At 25.8% G+C, this 16,723-nt stretch carries 11 protein-coding genes; all 11 read left to right on the top strand.

Translation table 4 applies throughout. From position 1 onward, the window contains the following. Positions 1 to 7: 7 nt before the first annotated feature. Positions 8 to 1,630, top strand: coding sequence for a hypothetical protein (locus Q346_RS0103515; RefSeq protein WP_027333086.1), 1,623 nt, complete (start codon positions 8 to 10; stop codon positions 1,628 to 1,630). Then, entirely contained in the window at positions 1,599 to 2,231 is a 633-nt protein-coding gene (locus Q346_RS03980) for a hypothetical protein (RefSeq protein WP_051521814.1), read from the top strand. The genes Q346_RS0103515 and Q346_RS03980 overlap by 32 nt, the downstream gene beginning before the upstream one ends. Further along, complete coding sequence (locus tag Q346_RS0103505) at positions 2,215 to 2,592, top strand: DUF6037 family protein (RefSeq protein WP_027333085.1); 378 nt, start codon at positions 2,215 to 2,217, stop codon at positions 2,590 to 2,592. The genes Q346_RS03980 and Q346_RS0103505 overlap by 17 nt, the downstream gene beginning before the upstream one ends. Positions 2,593 to 2,594: 2 nt before the next feature. Beyond that, positions 2,595 to 4,706, top strand: a complete 2,112-nt coding sequence (locus Q346_RS03975; protein WP_051521813.1) for a type IV secretory system conjugative DNA transfer family protein — start codon at positions 2,595 to 2,597, stop codon at positions 4,704 to 4,706. A gap of 588 nt (positions 4,707 to 5,294) precedes the next feature. Further along, a complete protein-coding gene (locus Q346_RS0103490) occupies positions 5,295 to 6,959 on the top strand; it encodes a CDS14 family ICE transfer lipoprotein (protein WP_027333083.1) in 1,665 nt (554 codons plus the stop codon). Between the two features lie 37 nt (positions 6,960 to 6,996). Beyond that, positions 6,997 to 7,278: an Mbov_0395 family pilin-like conjugal transfer protein gene (locus Q346_RS0103485; protein WP_027333082.1), complete on the top strand. Its 282-nt coding sequence runs from the start codon at positions 6,997 to 6,999 to the stop codon at positions 7,276 to 7,278. A gap of 10 nt (positions 7,279 to 7,288) precedes the next feature. Then, positions 7,289 to 8,620, top strand: coding sequence for an Mbov_0396 family ICE element transmembrane protein (locus Q346_RS0103480; protein WP_027333081.1), 1,332 nt, complete (start codon positions 7,289 to 7,291; stop codon positions 8,618 to 8,620). 12 nt (positions 8,621 to 8,632) lie between these two features. Beyond that, on the top strand, positions 8,633 to 11,398 hold the full coding sequence (locus Q346_RS0103475; protein ID WP_027333080.1) for an Mbov_0397 family ICE element conjugal transfer ATPase: 2,766 nt from the start codon (positions 8,633 to 8,635) through the stop codon (positions 11,396 to 11,398). Between the two features lie 2 nt (positions 11,399 to 11,400). Then, entirely contained in the window at positions 11,401 to 12,039 is a 639-nt protein-coding gene (locus Q346_RS0103470) for an Mbov_0398 family ICE element protein (RefSeq protein WP_027333079.1), read from the top strand. Continuing rightward, positions 12,039 to 12,443 (top strand): single-stranded DNA-binding protein, encoded by a 405-nt coding sequence (locus Q346_RS03970; RefSeq protein ID WP_036438105.1) that lies wholly within the window; start codon positions 12,039 to 12,041, stop codon positions 12,441 to 12,443. The genes Q346_RS0103470 and Q346_RS03970 overlap by 1 nt, the downstream gene beginning before the upstream one ends. Positions 12,444 to 12,464: 21 nt before the next feature. After that, positions 12,465 to 16,721, top strand: coding sequence for an Mbov_0399 family ICE element protein (locus Q346_RS0103460; RefSeq protein WP_027333078.1), 4,257 nt, complete (start codon positions 12,465 to 12,467; stop codon positions 16,719 to 16,721). Positions 16,722 to 16,723 lie beyond the last annotated feature (2 nt).

Below are 16,723 nucleotides of genomic sequence, written 5' to 3'. Positions count from 1 at the left end.
GAGGCAAATGAAAAGAAAATATAGACTTTTATCATTAGTTCCCGCAATAGGACTAAGTCCTGCTTGTGTCGTGACATTAAGTGCAAATACAGAAAATAGAGAAAATGAAAAAGAAATAGATATTAATAGTGAAGCAGTTAATAATGAAAATGATAATAAAGAAATAATTGACTTAAATTTAAGCAGTGAGTGGTTTGATATTTATTATAGGAAAATACAGTTAATGGAATTTTTGAGAGATTTGAGCCCTTATTATAGATATTCACCTGAAAAAAGCAATGAGTTAATTCAAAAAATATTTCCATTAAATGAAAAAATGAATTATGTAAATATCATAAGTATCGAACAGTTTAAAGGATTAAGTTTAGATGAAATGGGTATTCCTTTTGCTTATGAATATAAAATCAATTTTGAATTAAAAGATGAATATAAAAACAATTACAGACTTTTAAATAATAGCATTATTTTTAGCGGAAAACACGATCCCCTTTTAGAATTAACAAAAACAGGGGACTTCCCCTTTTTAAGTAGAATACATAATAAAACTGGTGTAAATTTTAATTCTAATTTTGAATATATAAACAATGAAGAAACAAAAAGAGTAGGCAATGATATAAAAAATAAACTCATTAATTATTATGAAATACCTTCTAAATATCAATCATTAATTACTATTGAATATGAAACAATTGGTGAAAAAATTAATCGTTGAAAAGAAAATGAAATACAAAATAAAAGTGAAGAAGAAATTAAGGAAATCGAAAAATTAATTGAAAGCAAAAATTATGATTTCGAACAAATCCATCACGTTTATTTATTCATTAATGGTGCACAATATATTACATTACAATTTGAAAAAGATTGAAATTCACCTTTCATTTACCCTGATAACAAATTAATTGTTGTAGATAGTTTCAATGGTCCAAATGATTCAACAGATAATGATTTTTTTAAAATGTCTAATGAAGATTGACAAAAATGATTTGATGATAATTGATTTTTACTTAATAACATTCAAAAAACTAATAATAAGTATTGATTGTCAATTAATGATATGGCTGAAGTTATATATGAAGACAGACGTGTATCATATTATTTAAGTGATAGAAGATGAAGCAATAAAAGTTTTCAAATCTTTTTTACAATTAAAGATAATAGAGAACTTAACTATGAAAATTTTCCGAAAGATAGTGATATTGAATTCAAATTAAATGTAAAAACGTTCCCTTATATATCGTGAGGTGAAATGGATGATAAAAATGTTTATTTATATAAATCTTGATTACAACTTAAAGAACCCGAAGATATAAATAATTGATTGCCTGATGAAAGAGGTGAAAGTTTTATAAAAACATTTACTATTAAAAGTCCTTTTAAAAATAAAAATATTGAGAAAGTCGAAAAATTAGCAAACGGGAATTATTTAGTTTATCAAAATCAAAATAATAATAATAATTCATCATCAACTAATGTTGAAGTACAAACTGAAAATGCACCTGTTAAGAAAAATATTAATTGATGAAGTGTGGGATTAGGAGTTAGTACAATTACTTTACTTGTCTTGCTTTTAGTGTTAATTGGACTAAAAAATAGAAAAGATGAAAAAGAAAAAAATTCAACTCAAAGTTAATAATGATGATGAGTGATACACATTAAAAGAAGACATACAGTTTTTCATTGATAATGCTAATATTTCCAAAGATAAGATCATATGATGTCCGTTTGATTGAGAAAATAGCAATTTTGTAACGCAATTTAGAAAAAATGGTTATACAGTGATTGCATCACATATTGAAGATGGGAAAGATTTTTATCAATATGAACCTGAAAAATGAGATATTTTAATTTCTAATCCGCCATATAGGAATAAATCAAAATTGATGAGAAGAATGTGAGATTTTGGGAAAGATCGTCCATTTGCGCTTTTAATGACTACGACTTGTTTGCAAAGCAAAAATTTTATTAATTGATGATTAGAATATTTCAATAATCCGCAAATTGTATTAATGGAGCATAATCGCATAAGATTTACCAAAGACCATTTAAATTATGATTTAGATAAAGTAAATCGTGGGATGTTTGGCGCAATATGAATATGCAATAATTTATTTGATAAAGACATTAATTGATGAAAAGGTAATGACTATAAATTATGAAAAGCAGAAAATTATGCAGTTGATGAATGACTGAAATTAAATCATAAGTGAGATCTAAATGAAAAAGCAAACTAAACATAAGAATTACAATTTAATTAATTTATTGTCATTATTAAGTTATCTAAAACGAAATGATATGAATTGTACGTTGTCTATATTTCGCTATAAGTGAAAACAATATTGATTGATAGTGCAAAAATTAAATAAAAATGATAGAAAACGAAATAAAAGTGCAATTGCGAAATTAATATTTATTGAAGTTGATGATAAATTAAAAACTCCATTAAGAGAAGCGTTAGAAATAGAAACGGATGGCAATAAATTATTTATGGACTGAAATACATTAAATAATTATTTTAAGATCGAGTTTAAACATCATATGAAGCGCTTTATAGAACAGTTAAATAATTCATTATCTTATAGTTGAGATACTTAATTATGAATAAAAATGTTAAAACTACTTTTAAGTGAATTTTAATTATTTCTGGTTATTTAACTTTAACGCTTTTATCATCATTCATAATTTATATCTTTTATTTAGGAATTTTTAAGCAGGGATTATATCTATTTAAATATGTAAAAGATGGAACTAGATTTAGTACAGAATGAAAAAATTTAATTATTAATAAGCAAAATCTAAATGTTTTAGCAGTTTGTTATGCACTTTGTTTAGTGTTTTGAATAGTTCTATTTAACTACCGCAAAGTAATTAAGTTTTTTGATAAGAAATTTAGTAAGAAAAAAGAAGCAAATAATGAAGGTTGATTGTGAAATGAAAAGTTAAATGAGGGTGATAAAAAAGTCTTTGATAAAGTATTTAAAGTTAATAAAAAAGATAATTTAAGAAATAATTGACTAATAAAATATGAGAAAAACTTAAAAACTTTTTATGTGAATAATAAAGATGAGAATGTATTAGTTAATGGAGCGGCAGGTTCTGGAAAAACGCAAAGGGTGTTAATTCCAAATTTACTTTATATGTCATTATTGAATAATGATATAAAGCCAAATTTAATTATTACTGATCCTAAAAAAGAAATTATTCAATATGTGGGTGAAAATTTAACAAATAATGGTTATGATCTCTACGTTTTAGACTTTGATAATCCTGAATTATCGATGGCGTGAAATCCTTTATCTTACGCTTATGATTTAGTTAATAAATATGATGTATTAAATAGTCATTTTGAAAATGAATTAGTTAATGCTTATGAGTCATTAAATAATATTGTTGCGTCGTTAAATTGAGCAAAGGGCGAAAACGACCAAATGTGGAGCAATCAAGCGAAAAAGTTATTAATTAGTCTATTAAAATTTTTCTTACTATTAGCAGTTGAGAAAGATGAGAAATTGAAGATTGAAAGAGACTATTTTAATTTTGAAACAGTGTTAAGTTTAGTTAATCTGGAGTCATTTAAAGGAAATAATACTTATAGCTATAAAAAGGAAGAAAATTTTAAGTTAAAATGATTAGATTTAATTAAATATAAAGCAGAAGATAAAAGTAACCCCTTACTTTATTATTGAGCGTCAATTTATAATGACTTAAAAGAATATCAAACAATGGCTGATGTGACATTAAGTGGTATTCTAACGAATATTAGTGCGGCGACTGCTCCATTTATCAATGATGAAAAAATCAAAAATTTATTGAGACACACGATTTCTTTTGATATTGATAAGATTGTAAATAGTCATAGTCCATATGCAGTCTTTATTCATTACCCCGACCATAAAGTGGCAAATCATTTCTTAATTTCATTAGTTATAGATCAAATTTATCAGGCACTCATTGAAAAAGCGAATAAGAATAGTGATTTAAGACTAGAAAGAAGAGTAAATTTCATATTGGAGGAGTTTGGGAATTTACCTAAAATTGCGAACTTTGATAATAAATTAAGTATTTGTCGGTCACGGAATGTATTCTTTATGTTGATATTGCAGGACTACGGTCAATTGAAAATTTATGATAGTCAAAATAAACAGGGAGCAAAAATCATTCGCTCAAACTGTCAAATTAATTATTTCTTATCATCGGGTGATGATGAAACATTAAAAGTGTTTAGTCAAAGTTTAGGAAAGAAAACAGTGCAAAAAATTTCTACTTCGACTTCAAAAAATGGAACATCAACAACGCAAAGTGATACAAACGAAGAATTAATGTCAATTGCAGATTTAAAAGCAAAAGAAAATGAGTATATTGTCTTAACTAAAAATGGATTTAAGCCGTCTTTAATTAAAGTCGATATTATTGCTAAATATGTTAAAAATGATAATTATTTCTTTAAGAATAGTGACAATTTAAAAATTTCTAACCGCGATAGAGAAGTGTTTAATATTGAAAATTTTGGTAAAAAAATTTATCCTGCAATTGTGCTTTATCAAAAGAAAGAAATTAATAATCAAAAAGAAAAATTAGATCAACAAAAAGACAATAATAAGTCAAAATGAAAAAATAAATCAAATAATAAAGAAAAGGAAGAAGTGGTAATTATCGATGATGATTTAGATGATGCATATACATTAATGCGGGAAAAAATCGATAATTAAATAAATTAACATTTTAAATGTTGATTTATAGATGCGTAAATAAGACTTTTTTAACAAAAACACATACACCATAATCATTAATTTAAAAATTTTCATAAGTTATTTTTCCTTTCTATTTTGTTGTCTTTAAAAAATTGTTTGCAAAAATGAACTCCTTTATAAAAAATTCATAGACTTAATTAATATTTACGCATCTATAAGTCAACATACAATTCTTGACTTAATGAAAGGAGCAGAAAAATAAAGAAAAAAAGAGATTGCTTTTTAGACTTACCGAAATATTTAAAATGAAAGTATTTCGGATGATATTTAGGATTCATAATTATTTTAATGCTATTCATAGGTATATATTGAATAGGACTTGATATAACAGTACAAAAAGCAGAAATTGATTTAGAAACTGCTAATAAAATCAAAATTGGGTTGGTGGTGATTTGTGGACTGGTGTGGATTTACCCGTTAATATTCTTTATACGCAGAAAAATAATTAAAAATAAGGCTAAAAAGTAAGGAAAACAAATAAATTTTTGAATGGTTTTTGTAAAATTTTATTAGTTAAAAAAAGTCGAAATAAAGGGATGAAAAAAGATGAGAAAAAGACTAAAATGAAATAAATTATTAGCAGTAAGTTCAATAGTTTTAGTACCATCAATAACGATGAGCTGTTTTGGACTAGGCCAAATTGGAATGCCACCGGTATTAATACCTCCAAAGAAAGATACAGGGGGGACGAGTTCTGGGGGGTCTGGAAGTCAAACGAAGCCTGAGAGTCCTGAAAGCGCAGAAATTCAACAATTAAAGAAAACTTTAAATTTAGTTGAGTATCAATCAAAGGGTGAAAGATTTTTAAAGCCGAATAATAGATATTTCTTCCAAAACTTCGATTACATAGATAGTCCAAATTTAAGTTATAAGAGAGTAAAAGAAAATTGAGGTAATGACAATTATCGATTTAGAGTGTTTTCATCTTATAGTGCGAGTCACGAAAAAAGCAGTGATGATATAGAAAATTGATTGAATAGTCATAGTGAATTTAAATGAAATGCGACAAATCCAAATAATAGATTTGAGTTTGATACAATTTCAACACAAAGTTATTTATGAAATATTATAAGAAATCTTTATTATGATATTGATAGTGATAATAGAGAGAATTTAGATGAAATTGAAGAGGCAATTGAATTCCTATTAGGAAAAATTCAAATTTTAGGTTTTGATAATAATGAATTGAAACTGCTTAATATCGGGAATAGTGATATTCTTTTTAGTCCAAATATAAATTTTGTTTTTAGAATGTTTTTAATTGATTCAATGGATGATAGTAAAAGTAAAGAAAAAAATAAATTAACGAATTATATTGAGTCAATGGAAACTAAATATAATAGTGAAAGTGCGAAGTTCTTTTTATTACCATTTAGTTTAGGAAGTAACAGTAATTTAAATAGTAAATATGGTGCAGTTAATTTCTATGACTACCGTGATAGTAATGATACGGATTATGTTGAAAGAGTAAGTAATACTGATATGACAGTATGAGGGACTTGATATCCATTACTTTTTGATATGTTCCATACTCCATTAAATTTATTTAAACAGAGAAAAAAAGAAATTGTCTTTTATGGTGTTTTATTGAATTGATTAGATAGTTTAATTAAGATTAATAAGCAAAAAAGAGATGGTGAAGAATTAAGATATGAAAATATCGATAGTTCATTAAAAACGAGATTTGAAAAATTAAGCAAAAAATTAATTGAGATTACTGCGGACTTTATCGACTTTAATAATCATTTATTGCACGAGTATGAGGCATATAATGATAGTAAGAATACAATAAGCAAAGTATTTGCTACACAAAAAGAGAGTGATGTAATGAATACTTGATTATTCGCTTATAATTTACTTTATGAAGGACTTTTACCTGTCTTTAAATTAACTAATCAAAGTGTGGATGAGTTAAATATGGAGACGCAATTATTTTTAACTAATAAAACAATGAAGGCTAATTTAGTTTATAGTTATATGTTGAAAGCAATTGAAATTGCGGCGAAAAATAATGTCAATTCTAAGACTAATCCTAAATGATATAGCGAGGTTGCAAAAGATAGCAATAATCATTTTGTGCTATATTTAGGTGAAATTGAAAACTTACGGAGTGATAGTGAGAGTGTAAGAAATGGTTATGTGATGAAATATAATCGACATATAAAAAACAAATTTAGTCCAAATTTAGATTTTACAGGAACTAATAGTTAGGTATTAGTTCCTTTTTTATACAAAAATAGGAGGAAGAATGATTACAAAAATTGATAATAATACATATAGTGCATTAGGAACTTTTGCAGAGACATTTGTGCGTTCTATATTTATTGCATTATCTGGGGTGATGGTTTTAGTTGCAATTATTCAAATTGTGGTGATTTCATTCCAAAATGGAAAATTAGAAGCACAGGACACACAGAAAAGAGCTGAAAATTGAAAACGGATGATTTGATGTGGAGTAACAATTATTTTAATTTTGTCGGCGTTTGCGATTTATGAAGTAATTAATGCGATGATGAAAATTAGTGGTTAGGTTGAAATAAATGTTTGGTTGAGTAATTAAGGCAATAGTTAATCCGATCATAAATGGATTTGGATTGCTTCTTGGTGGAGCAATTTGAACGGTTTGTGCTTGAATTGCTGCAATATTATTTTTATTAATGGTGTTATTTATAAATATCATTAAATTATTAGTGATTGATTTACCTGTTTTAGCACTATTTGGAATTAAAAGTGGGACTAGTGATATTTTTAATTCATTTATTACGATAAGACCATATATGCAGTTTTTAATTGTGTCAATTGTCATATGAGTATTATGTTTCTTTACATTGATTATTAAGACATCATTAGAAAGTGATTCGGGAAAAGTGAATGTAATGGTACGAGAAGCGGCAAAGGCGAGTGGGAAGTCTGTCTTACTATTATTAGTGTTTCAATTATTAATTCTTTTCTTTAATGTGATTTTAAGTCAATTATTAAATGCATTTTTGAAAAATAGTGATGGAACAATGTTGGGGTGAGATTTTGTGGCGAATTTTGCTGAAAGCACATTTCCTTTGAATTGACAGGGAAAATTAGATCCTGATCCTAATTCTGCTAGTTTTTGATTGGGTGGAGGTTTTACTGGAAATTTTGTAAAGAATGGGAGTTTTTTTAATGATAATGCGTTTGGAATTGGTTTGACATCTGGATTGTTATTATTAGCAGGAAGTATTTTATTATTTATTCCTTTGGTAAAAATTTTCTATTTAGTATTAGAGAAGATGTTTATTGTTTATATCTTGTTTATTATCTTTCCATTTATGCCAGCGTTCTCATTAATTGATGGCGGAAAACGGGTGCAAATATGAAAAGAAAAGTTTTTCAATAATTTAATTGTTGGACCGATCATTTTATTAGCATTTATTTTTGTAGGAATATTTGTAAGTTTAGTGACTAATAATTTATTTACTCCTTTTATGCAAAATGCGAGATCAAATGTCCCCCCTTTAACTTACACAATACTTTCTATTTTCGAAGGGTTAATTAATGCAATTCTATTAATTTTAGTATGAGTTGGTGTATTGAAATCATTAGATAAATTACCTGAATTGTTTGCTTCTTTTGTGGGTGTTGAGGTAAATTGAGGTAATAATAGTGTTGGTAATGTATATAGAAAAGGTAAAGAAGGAGTACAAAAAGGAAGAGAAATGACACAAAATTCAATAGATAAAAATCAACACAAAACTAAAAAAGCAGATGATGTGTTTGATAAAGCAATGGAAAAAGGCGATACTAAAACAGCACAGAAGATGTTAGATAATGTTGGTAGATATGATAAGAGAATAGGAAGAGCGCAAAAAGTAGCTAAATTCTTGGGTGTTAGAAAATAGGAGGAAGATAAAGTGAGTGAGTTGCAACCTGAAAGATTAACGAAAAAAGAAGTATTTATTACACGGTGACTAAAATTAAGAACGGCAGTTGAATTATTAGCAATTCTAATTTTGTCATTAATTATTGCAGTTTTAGTGATTAAAATTTTTCAAATTACAATTCCGTGACTTTTACCTGTAATTACCTTGGGATTAGCTGTAATTTTTAGTCCATTAATTCTTCCTAATTACCGTAATAATTGTAAAAATTATGTATTGATCTATCGGAAGTTTTTATATTTAACAATGCCGAAAAAGTGAAAAAGAAGTGATGTTAAAGGACGTATGACACAGAATTTAAATCCTTATTCACATTTAGCAAATGAAAGAGTGGTGGCACATAAGTTAAATAAATATTTAGCACTTCAAACTAACACGACACCAAATTATTTTAGTGTGATTAAAATTAAAGGACTTAATATCTATAATGAGGATGCAGAAACGAAAGAAAACTTTCTATATTTATTCGCAAATGTATTAAAACAGGCAAAAGCAAAAATTTCTTTTGTGAAATTAGATGAAAAAGCAGATTATAAAAAGAATATTGAGTTTTTAAAACAATATGAAAAGATTAAATATAAAGATGAAATATGAGAAAAATATTATCAAAGTGTGAAAAATGATCTTGAAATGTTAGATAATGACACAATCATTGAAAATTACTATCTAATTATTAATGGTTTAACTTTAAATAATTTATATGAAAATACAGATACATTATTAATGAGAATGGATGAAATTGGATTGGAATATGAAATTTTAGAAAGTGATAAATTATTAGAGTTTTTAGTAAGTTTAAATAACTTTAAATTAGACTGAGATAAGTATTTATGATTTATCGAACATTTAAGCCAAAACTTTAATAAAGCACATAGTTTAGATACAATTTTTGCTTATGATGAAGTAAGACTCAAAAAAGATCATTTAATAATTGATAATGATTATTATGCACTGAATTCAATTGCGAAATTACCATATGAACTAGATGAGGGATGATTAAGAGCATTTTTCAATATGCAGGGGACGATTATCTGGAATAGTTATCCATTAAGCAATGAATTAATTAATAAATATTTAGATAAGTCATTTGTCAATAGTTTAGATCGACAGGCGGCAACAAATTCATATAGTCAAAAAACAATTGGATCGGTGAATGAAGAGGCAATAAGTAATTTAATTTATCAAATTAATAAAGATAATCAAAAAGCATTTAATACAAATATTTATGTAATTAATAAAGCAAATGATTATAAAGAGTTATTGAATATAAAAAGATATAATCGCAATTTAGCATCAAAATACAAAATTAAATTGAATGATTTAAGATATCGTCAATTAATCGCAATGATGGAAGCTATGAATTGTCCGTTCGAGCAAATGAAAAAGGAAGCATACCAAATGACTTCTTTAAATTTAGGAATAGGTTATCCATTTATTTATGAAAATTATAATGATGACTCTGCTTTATTATTAGGTAAAAATAGTGCAGATGGAATGCCGGTAATCTTTAAACTCTTTAATTTAGCATATACAAATCGAACAAATTTCAATATGTTTATTTTAGGCACATCTGGGAAAGGAAAAACAACTTTTACTAAAAAATTATTAGTTAATCAATTATTAACAAATAATAAAGTGATTGTAATTGATCCACAGGCAGAATATATTGATTTGGCGCAAAAGTTAAACGGTCAAATTATCGATTTAGGAATAGGTTATCAAACAAATATTAATCCCTTGCAGGTAAGATATAGTGTAAAAGGTGACGTTAATCATATAACAGTTTTAATTAATAATCATTTAGCGTGATTAGAAACTTATTTTAAGATGTTGTTAAATTTAAATGACAGAGAGTGAATTTTGCTCCAACAAATTATTAAAGAGTTATATGAAAGTTTTGGAATTTACCGACTTAATAAATTAGATGATATTGAAAATGATAAATGACCGTTAATTAGCGACTTAATTGAATTTATTAAAAAATATGATGTATCACAATATAGTAATGGTGATGAAAAACAAAGTTTTTTAAATGAAATTAAAGAAGTATTAAGTTTTCTATTTACAAATAACGGGAAATATGAGGAGTTATTCAATAGACCGACGAATATTAACTTGAAAAATGATTTTGTGGTATTTAATACACAAAATTTAGTTAATGGTGCTGATGATTTAGCGTCTAAATTAGCGTCGATGTGTTTATTAAACTTTGTTAATGAAATTGTCTTCAATAATTATTTAGAAAATGAAAAACGCTTAAATGAATATAGACAAAAAACAAATAAATCATTATTAAGTAATGATGAAATTATGGAAAATGTAAAGTTCGCGGCAGTAATTGTAGATGAAGCACACTTATATATTGATCCTGATAATCCTGCAATTTTAAAATATATGATTGCAAATACCAAAACATATAGAAAATTCTATGCTGGGATGATTTTTACAACACAAAATCCGGGCGACTTTACTGTTAATCATAAGGTAAGTAGTGATGCAGAAAGAATTATTGAGAATAGTCAATATGCAGTATTTTTTGGACTTAAAAGTGGTGATTTAGATAAAATTCAAAATTTATTTAGGAATAATAATCAATTATTAAGAAGTGAAATTAGATTTCTAAATGATGCGAAAAAAGGTAAGTGTTTATTCGCACTGAATAGTAATCAAAGAATAAAACTTAATTTACACTATAACGATATAGAAAAAGAACTATTCTTTAAATATTATGGAGGTTAAAATTGGCTGAATTAAGAGCAGTTGAAAATAAAGAATTAGAAAAAGAAAGTAAGAGAAAAGCAATTAGTTTTACGGGGCGCTTTGTAGATGAAAGTGATATTTATTTATATGATAAATATATACAGAAATGAAAAAAAGAAGGTAAAAGTCCTTATCAAATGATAAATAAGATCGTGAAGGACTATATGGTAAATGAAGAGAAAAACGATTCATTGAAAATACTTAAAACTGACTTATTTTACGCATTAAGAAAAGCGAATTGAGCGTCACTAACTCCTTTTTCAATGCAAATTACCCGGAGATTTCAAAATTTAGAATTAGAAATTGTGATATTACATCAAAAGTTAAATATGGTATTAAATGCTTTATTGCCTGGGGTGAAATTTAATAAAGAAACATTAAACAATCCGGGGAGTGAATTGTTGAAGGAACCTGATTTCTTTGAAAAATATATGCGAAATGAATTAAGTAAAGAGAATAATAAGTGACTAAATAAGATGCAAAAGAAAGTTTTAAAAGATAAGCAAACATTCGAACAGTTCCTAGGTCAATTAGGAGAGAATGAGTGAGATGATTTAGTGAATGATATCAATATTTATGATGATAAATACTTTGAAGAAGATGCGGGAGGTGAGAATTAATGAATAAGATTGTTTTAACTGGAAGATTAGCGAGTGAAAAATTTAATGAAAGACTAACGAAAAAACATCCCTTAATTTTTGTTTTAGCAGTTAAAGAATATAAAAATAATCGAACTGACTTTATTAGGGTGTTTTGTTGAGATAAAATTGCTGATAATTTTATTCAATATGTTAAATTGGGGGATCTAATTGAAGTCGAAGGAAAAGTTCAAACGAGTATATATGAAAAAGATGGAAAAGTTGAATATGGAATGCAAATAGTCGCTGAAAAAATAGTTTATAGTGTCAAAAATAAGAAAGACCGAATGATTGAAGAAGCACTTTATGAAAAAGAAATGAATAAATTAAAAGAGCAGGAAGCAGAAATTCAAAGAATTATTGAAACATATAATATTGAAATGTAAAAAAATATGAGGGGGTGAAGTTTGAAAACAAAAAAACAACATAAACTTTCTAAAATGATATTAATAGTTGGTGGCGGTGGGTTAATTCCTGTCGCTTTTTTATCAATTACAAATAATAATAGTCAAAAATATTATGAAATTAATAATAGTTATAGTCGATATGCAGATAGTGATTATGTGAAACAATTAATAGGAAGTTCAAATTTTAGCTATACATTTAATATCAATAAACAATTCAATTATTTTTTAGATAGAAATGATATTTTTTGAGGGGTTAATGGAGTTGAAAATTTAATTGATATTAAAGATTATGATAATTATTTAGAAAAACATATTAATCAATTTATCTATAATGAAGATCAATTAAATAGTGGTTATTTCCCTTTTTCAATGCAAATAACGGGGAAAGCGAATATACCTAATATTGATAGTTCTTTTCAAGTTCCTTATCAATGAAATCAAACAAAAGGAAGTGATTTTCAAATTAATTTAGGTAAATATGACTATCGAAAACGGAATAGGGAACTAAATTGAAGACAAAAAATTATTATTGATAATAGTGATGTTAAAAATATAAGTAATCAAATTTTGTTATGACAAATGTATCAATATATGAAAGAAAACGAATTAATTGCTGATAGTATTAATTTAAAATTAAAAATTAATCCAAAGGTACAAATTAAAAATAAATTACCTGGTGATATTTATGTTAAAACTGCTTTTGCTGGTAGCCGGGATTGAGAAAGCAATCACCCAAATAGTAAAGATTATTTATTACCTTATTTCAAAAAAAATAAAACTTTAATTTTTAATATAGAAAGTCAAAATTTAAATTTTAATGCGAAAGTTAAAAAATGAAATGGATTAGAAATTAATAGTGCAATTAAATTAATTAGTTCATTAAATAATTTAAATGTTATTAATCATAAACAAAAATTATTTAATGCTTTTAATGTTAAAAATAATAGTCAAAAAATTATTTTAAAGAGTGATACAATGGGGACTTTGAATAGTTCAATTGATAAATCAATCTATATTAATGGTAAAAGCAATAAGGAAAAGTTATTAGAAATTATTCAAACAATGAATGGTGAAATGACAATCCCTAATAGTAATTTAAGACTGAAATATAGTTATGATATGAAAGTAAATAAAGCAGGAGATGCATTTGATTTAATTTTCAAAGTAAAGAATATTTTTAAGGGTGATAGTGACATATCAAATGATTTTTTAAGTCTAATTAATAAAGAAATTAATGGTGATTATGCTTTTAGTTCAATAGAGAATTTAAGTGCGAAAGAAAAACAATTTTTATTTGTAAATAGTCATAGTGATAATAGTCAAAAAGAAGATTTAAGAAGACTTTATTATTTGTTTCATAATTTATTAAGTGAAAATGGAATTGGTGTAATACAAAATATACCGGTTGCTTTAAGTCCGAGTGCAATTTATGACACTTATGGTGAAAATGGATTTGTGAGTCGGTTGAGTTTTAATTATGGAAAAGTTGTAAGAGATGTTTCTTTATGAGAGATCCAAAATGAAAATTGAAGTGTGGAACATCAATTTGCAGATGATGTACCTGTAAAACTTAAAAATAAAAGTGGAAATTATGGTGGGAAATGATTAGTTCATAGTCCCTTAAAAGTAATTTTCAATACAAATAAAAGTGAAAGTGAAATTCTATTCATTAATGGAAAGAAAATTGATGTTTTAAATCGAGTGTTTGAATATGACTTAAAAGATTTAAGAGATAGTGCAAATAATAGTGATGATGAAAATGATAGTGATAGTGAAACTGAACCAAAAGCAAAAAATCATTATGTAGTTGAGATTAAAAAATATAGAGCAGGTTCGAATAATAATGATGAGCCGGTAAGTACTTATAAGATAGAGTTTGTAATTGTGGAGCAGGCATTAAATCAAAATATTAAATATTTTGCGTGAGATCCTGAGAATAATCCAAAACAGAAAGAGTTAATTACTAAATATTTAAGTGATGAAAATGGAAATGAATTAAGAGATCAATATGGAAATAAGGTGTTAAATCCAAAATATGATCCCGAAATTAATGTAAAAACTGGGACTAAACAACAATTAGTGTGAATACCACAAAATGCATTAAGTGAAAAAATAACTAGAACACTAAAATTTTGATACCCGAATATGCAAAATTTGAATGATTATGGAATTTTTGCGAATGCGTCTGTATTAGGTAAGGGTGCATTAAGAAGTTTAACAATTGATGAAAACATTAAGAAAACAGGATTAGCTGAAACATCATATGCACGGATTAAGTTATATGATAAAGCACAAAATAAGTGATTAAGTGCCGAAGAGCAGGAATGAGAAACATTTGATGTAGAAAATGCAGAAGGTGAAAATGCTTATATATCAAATGAAGGAATATGACTAATTACTGCTGAAACTGAGCACACAATTTCAAATATGGAATTAGTTTTAATTGATAAAAATAATAGTCCTTATAATTATTTTTTAGATGAAATTGACAATAAAAAAGATAATGAAAATTTATCTTTAAGTTTGCACTTTACTAATTTTTGAGAAAGTAAGTTGGGGACTTATTTTGAAAATTGATTAAGATTAGCTAAATCATTTAATAGTGAAGTAATTAATAACTTAACTTATAATGAAATTTTACCTTTATATAATGAAATGGTAATAAGTAGTGCGAATGTGGAAAATTTAAGTCAAATTGATTATGCAAAAGATATTTTTAATGATTATGAATGAAGCGATTTTGATAATTTAAATGGATTAACCGATATTACAGAAATTGAAAATAAAGTTAACGAGTGATTAGACTTTAATTTAAAAAATAATTTACAAACAAAGAATTTGATTAGAAATGAAGATTATGTGGTTTTACCCCTTGATAGTTCGCTTTTAAATAAGCAAAGGTTTTATGAAAATTTAGCAAAGGTAAAATTGTATACTGACGAAGACTTTGCTGATTATAGGGGCGTTAAATTGCTTTTAAAAGGGAAAGGTAAGTATGCGAATAGTGAAAAAGAGATTTATTTAAAAAATACTGCTTGACACGAATATAATCCACCGATCGATTTAAGTACATTAGAGATAAATGATTATTTTGAATTTGAATTAAATAAAGCAGATTTTGTGGAAGAAGGGTTGTTTAGTTGAGAAATTGATAAAAGATATCGTGATGCAGTTGAGAATAAAGTGAGAGAGTTAATTGAAACTGAATTATTAAATTATCAAAATAAGACTAGAAATGAAGGTAAAGAAATTGAAATATGATTAGATAAAGATGTTTATATTGATAAGTTAGCATCACAAATCACATATCTTATGCGTGGAAAAGCATTAGATAAAACAATTGAAATTAGTTTAAAAGGACTTAATGCAAATTTAAAAAATGAAAAAGTTTTATACTTTAAAAATATAGGTGATGGTGGTAAATTTAATTTACAAAACTTGTCATATTTATTATTAGATGAAAAGTTAAGTTTGAAGACAATTAAAATTAAAGAAATTCAAAAGCAATTAGTCGAATTTATGAAAAGTAAGTTAGAGTCATTAAATTTAATTTTAGATAGTGACTTAAATATTTATATGATTAATTATGAACCATATTGACTAGATTTAATAATGGACTTAAATGATGAAAAATTAAATGATGATGAATATGCAGAAATTAGAAGTGCAATTGAAAAAAGAAAAGTTTATTTAGAAGCGCATAAAACTTATAGAAATATAGAAATACCTTTCAATACTTTAAATTTAGACTTAAATGCTAAATTGAGTCAACAAAAACAAAATATTTTAAGTTTAATGAGATATGAAAGTAATTTAGATTTAAATAAATTAAATAAATATTATCATTTTTGAAAACAATTTATTCTCTTACCAAATAGTGAAAATGTTGAGGATTTTGGTTATGGGAATATCTTTAATACTGTTAAAATAACTTTAAATAGTTCTGATGATGATAGAACAATTATTGATGTAATTAAAGATGATGAAGATAACAAAAAAGTCATAGACGAAATTAATAATAATGATAATAACGGTGATAGTGAAGAAGATAATAATAGTCATAAAATAGATGAGGAAATAGAAAATGAGAAAGCACAAAGAATTAAAAGGAATATATGAATTAGTGTTGGTGTATTCTTTGGAATTATTGCTTCATTTGGACTAGGACTGGGACTTTATATTTGATATAAAAGAAAAAATGGTTGAACTTTTGGGAAAGCAAACAAAAGAAAATTAGGATCAAAAAAGAAAAAATAGCC

Origin of the sequence: Mycoplasmopsis gallinarum DSM 19816 (assembly GCF_000621085.1) — a bacterium.
In the GTDB taxonomy this organism is placed as follows: domain Bacteria; phylum Bacillota_I; class Bacilli_A; order Mycoplasmatales; family Metamycoplasmataceae; genus Mycoplasmopsis; species Mycoplasmopsis gallinarum.
This window is presented reverse-complemented; position numbering and strand designations above follow the sequence as displayed.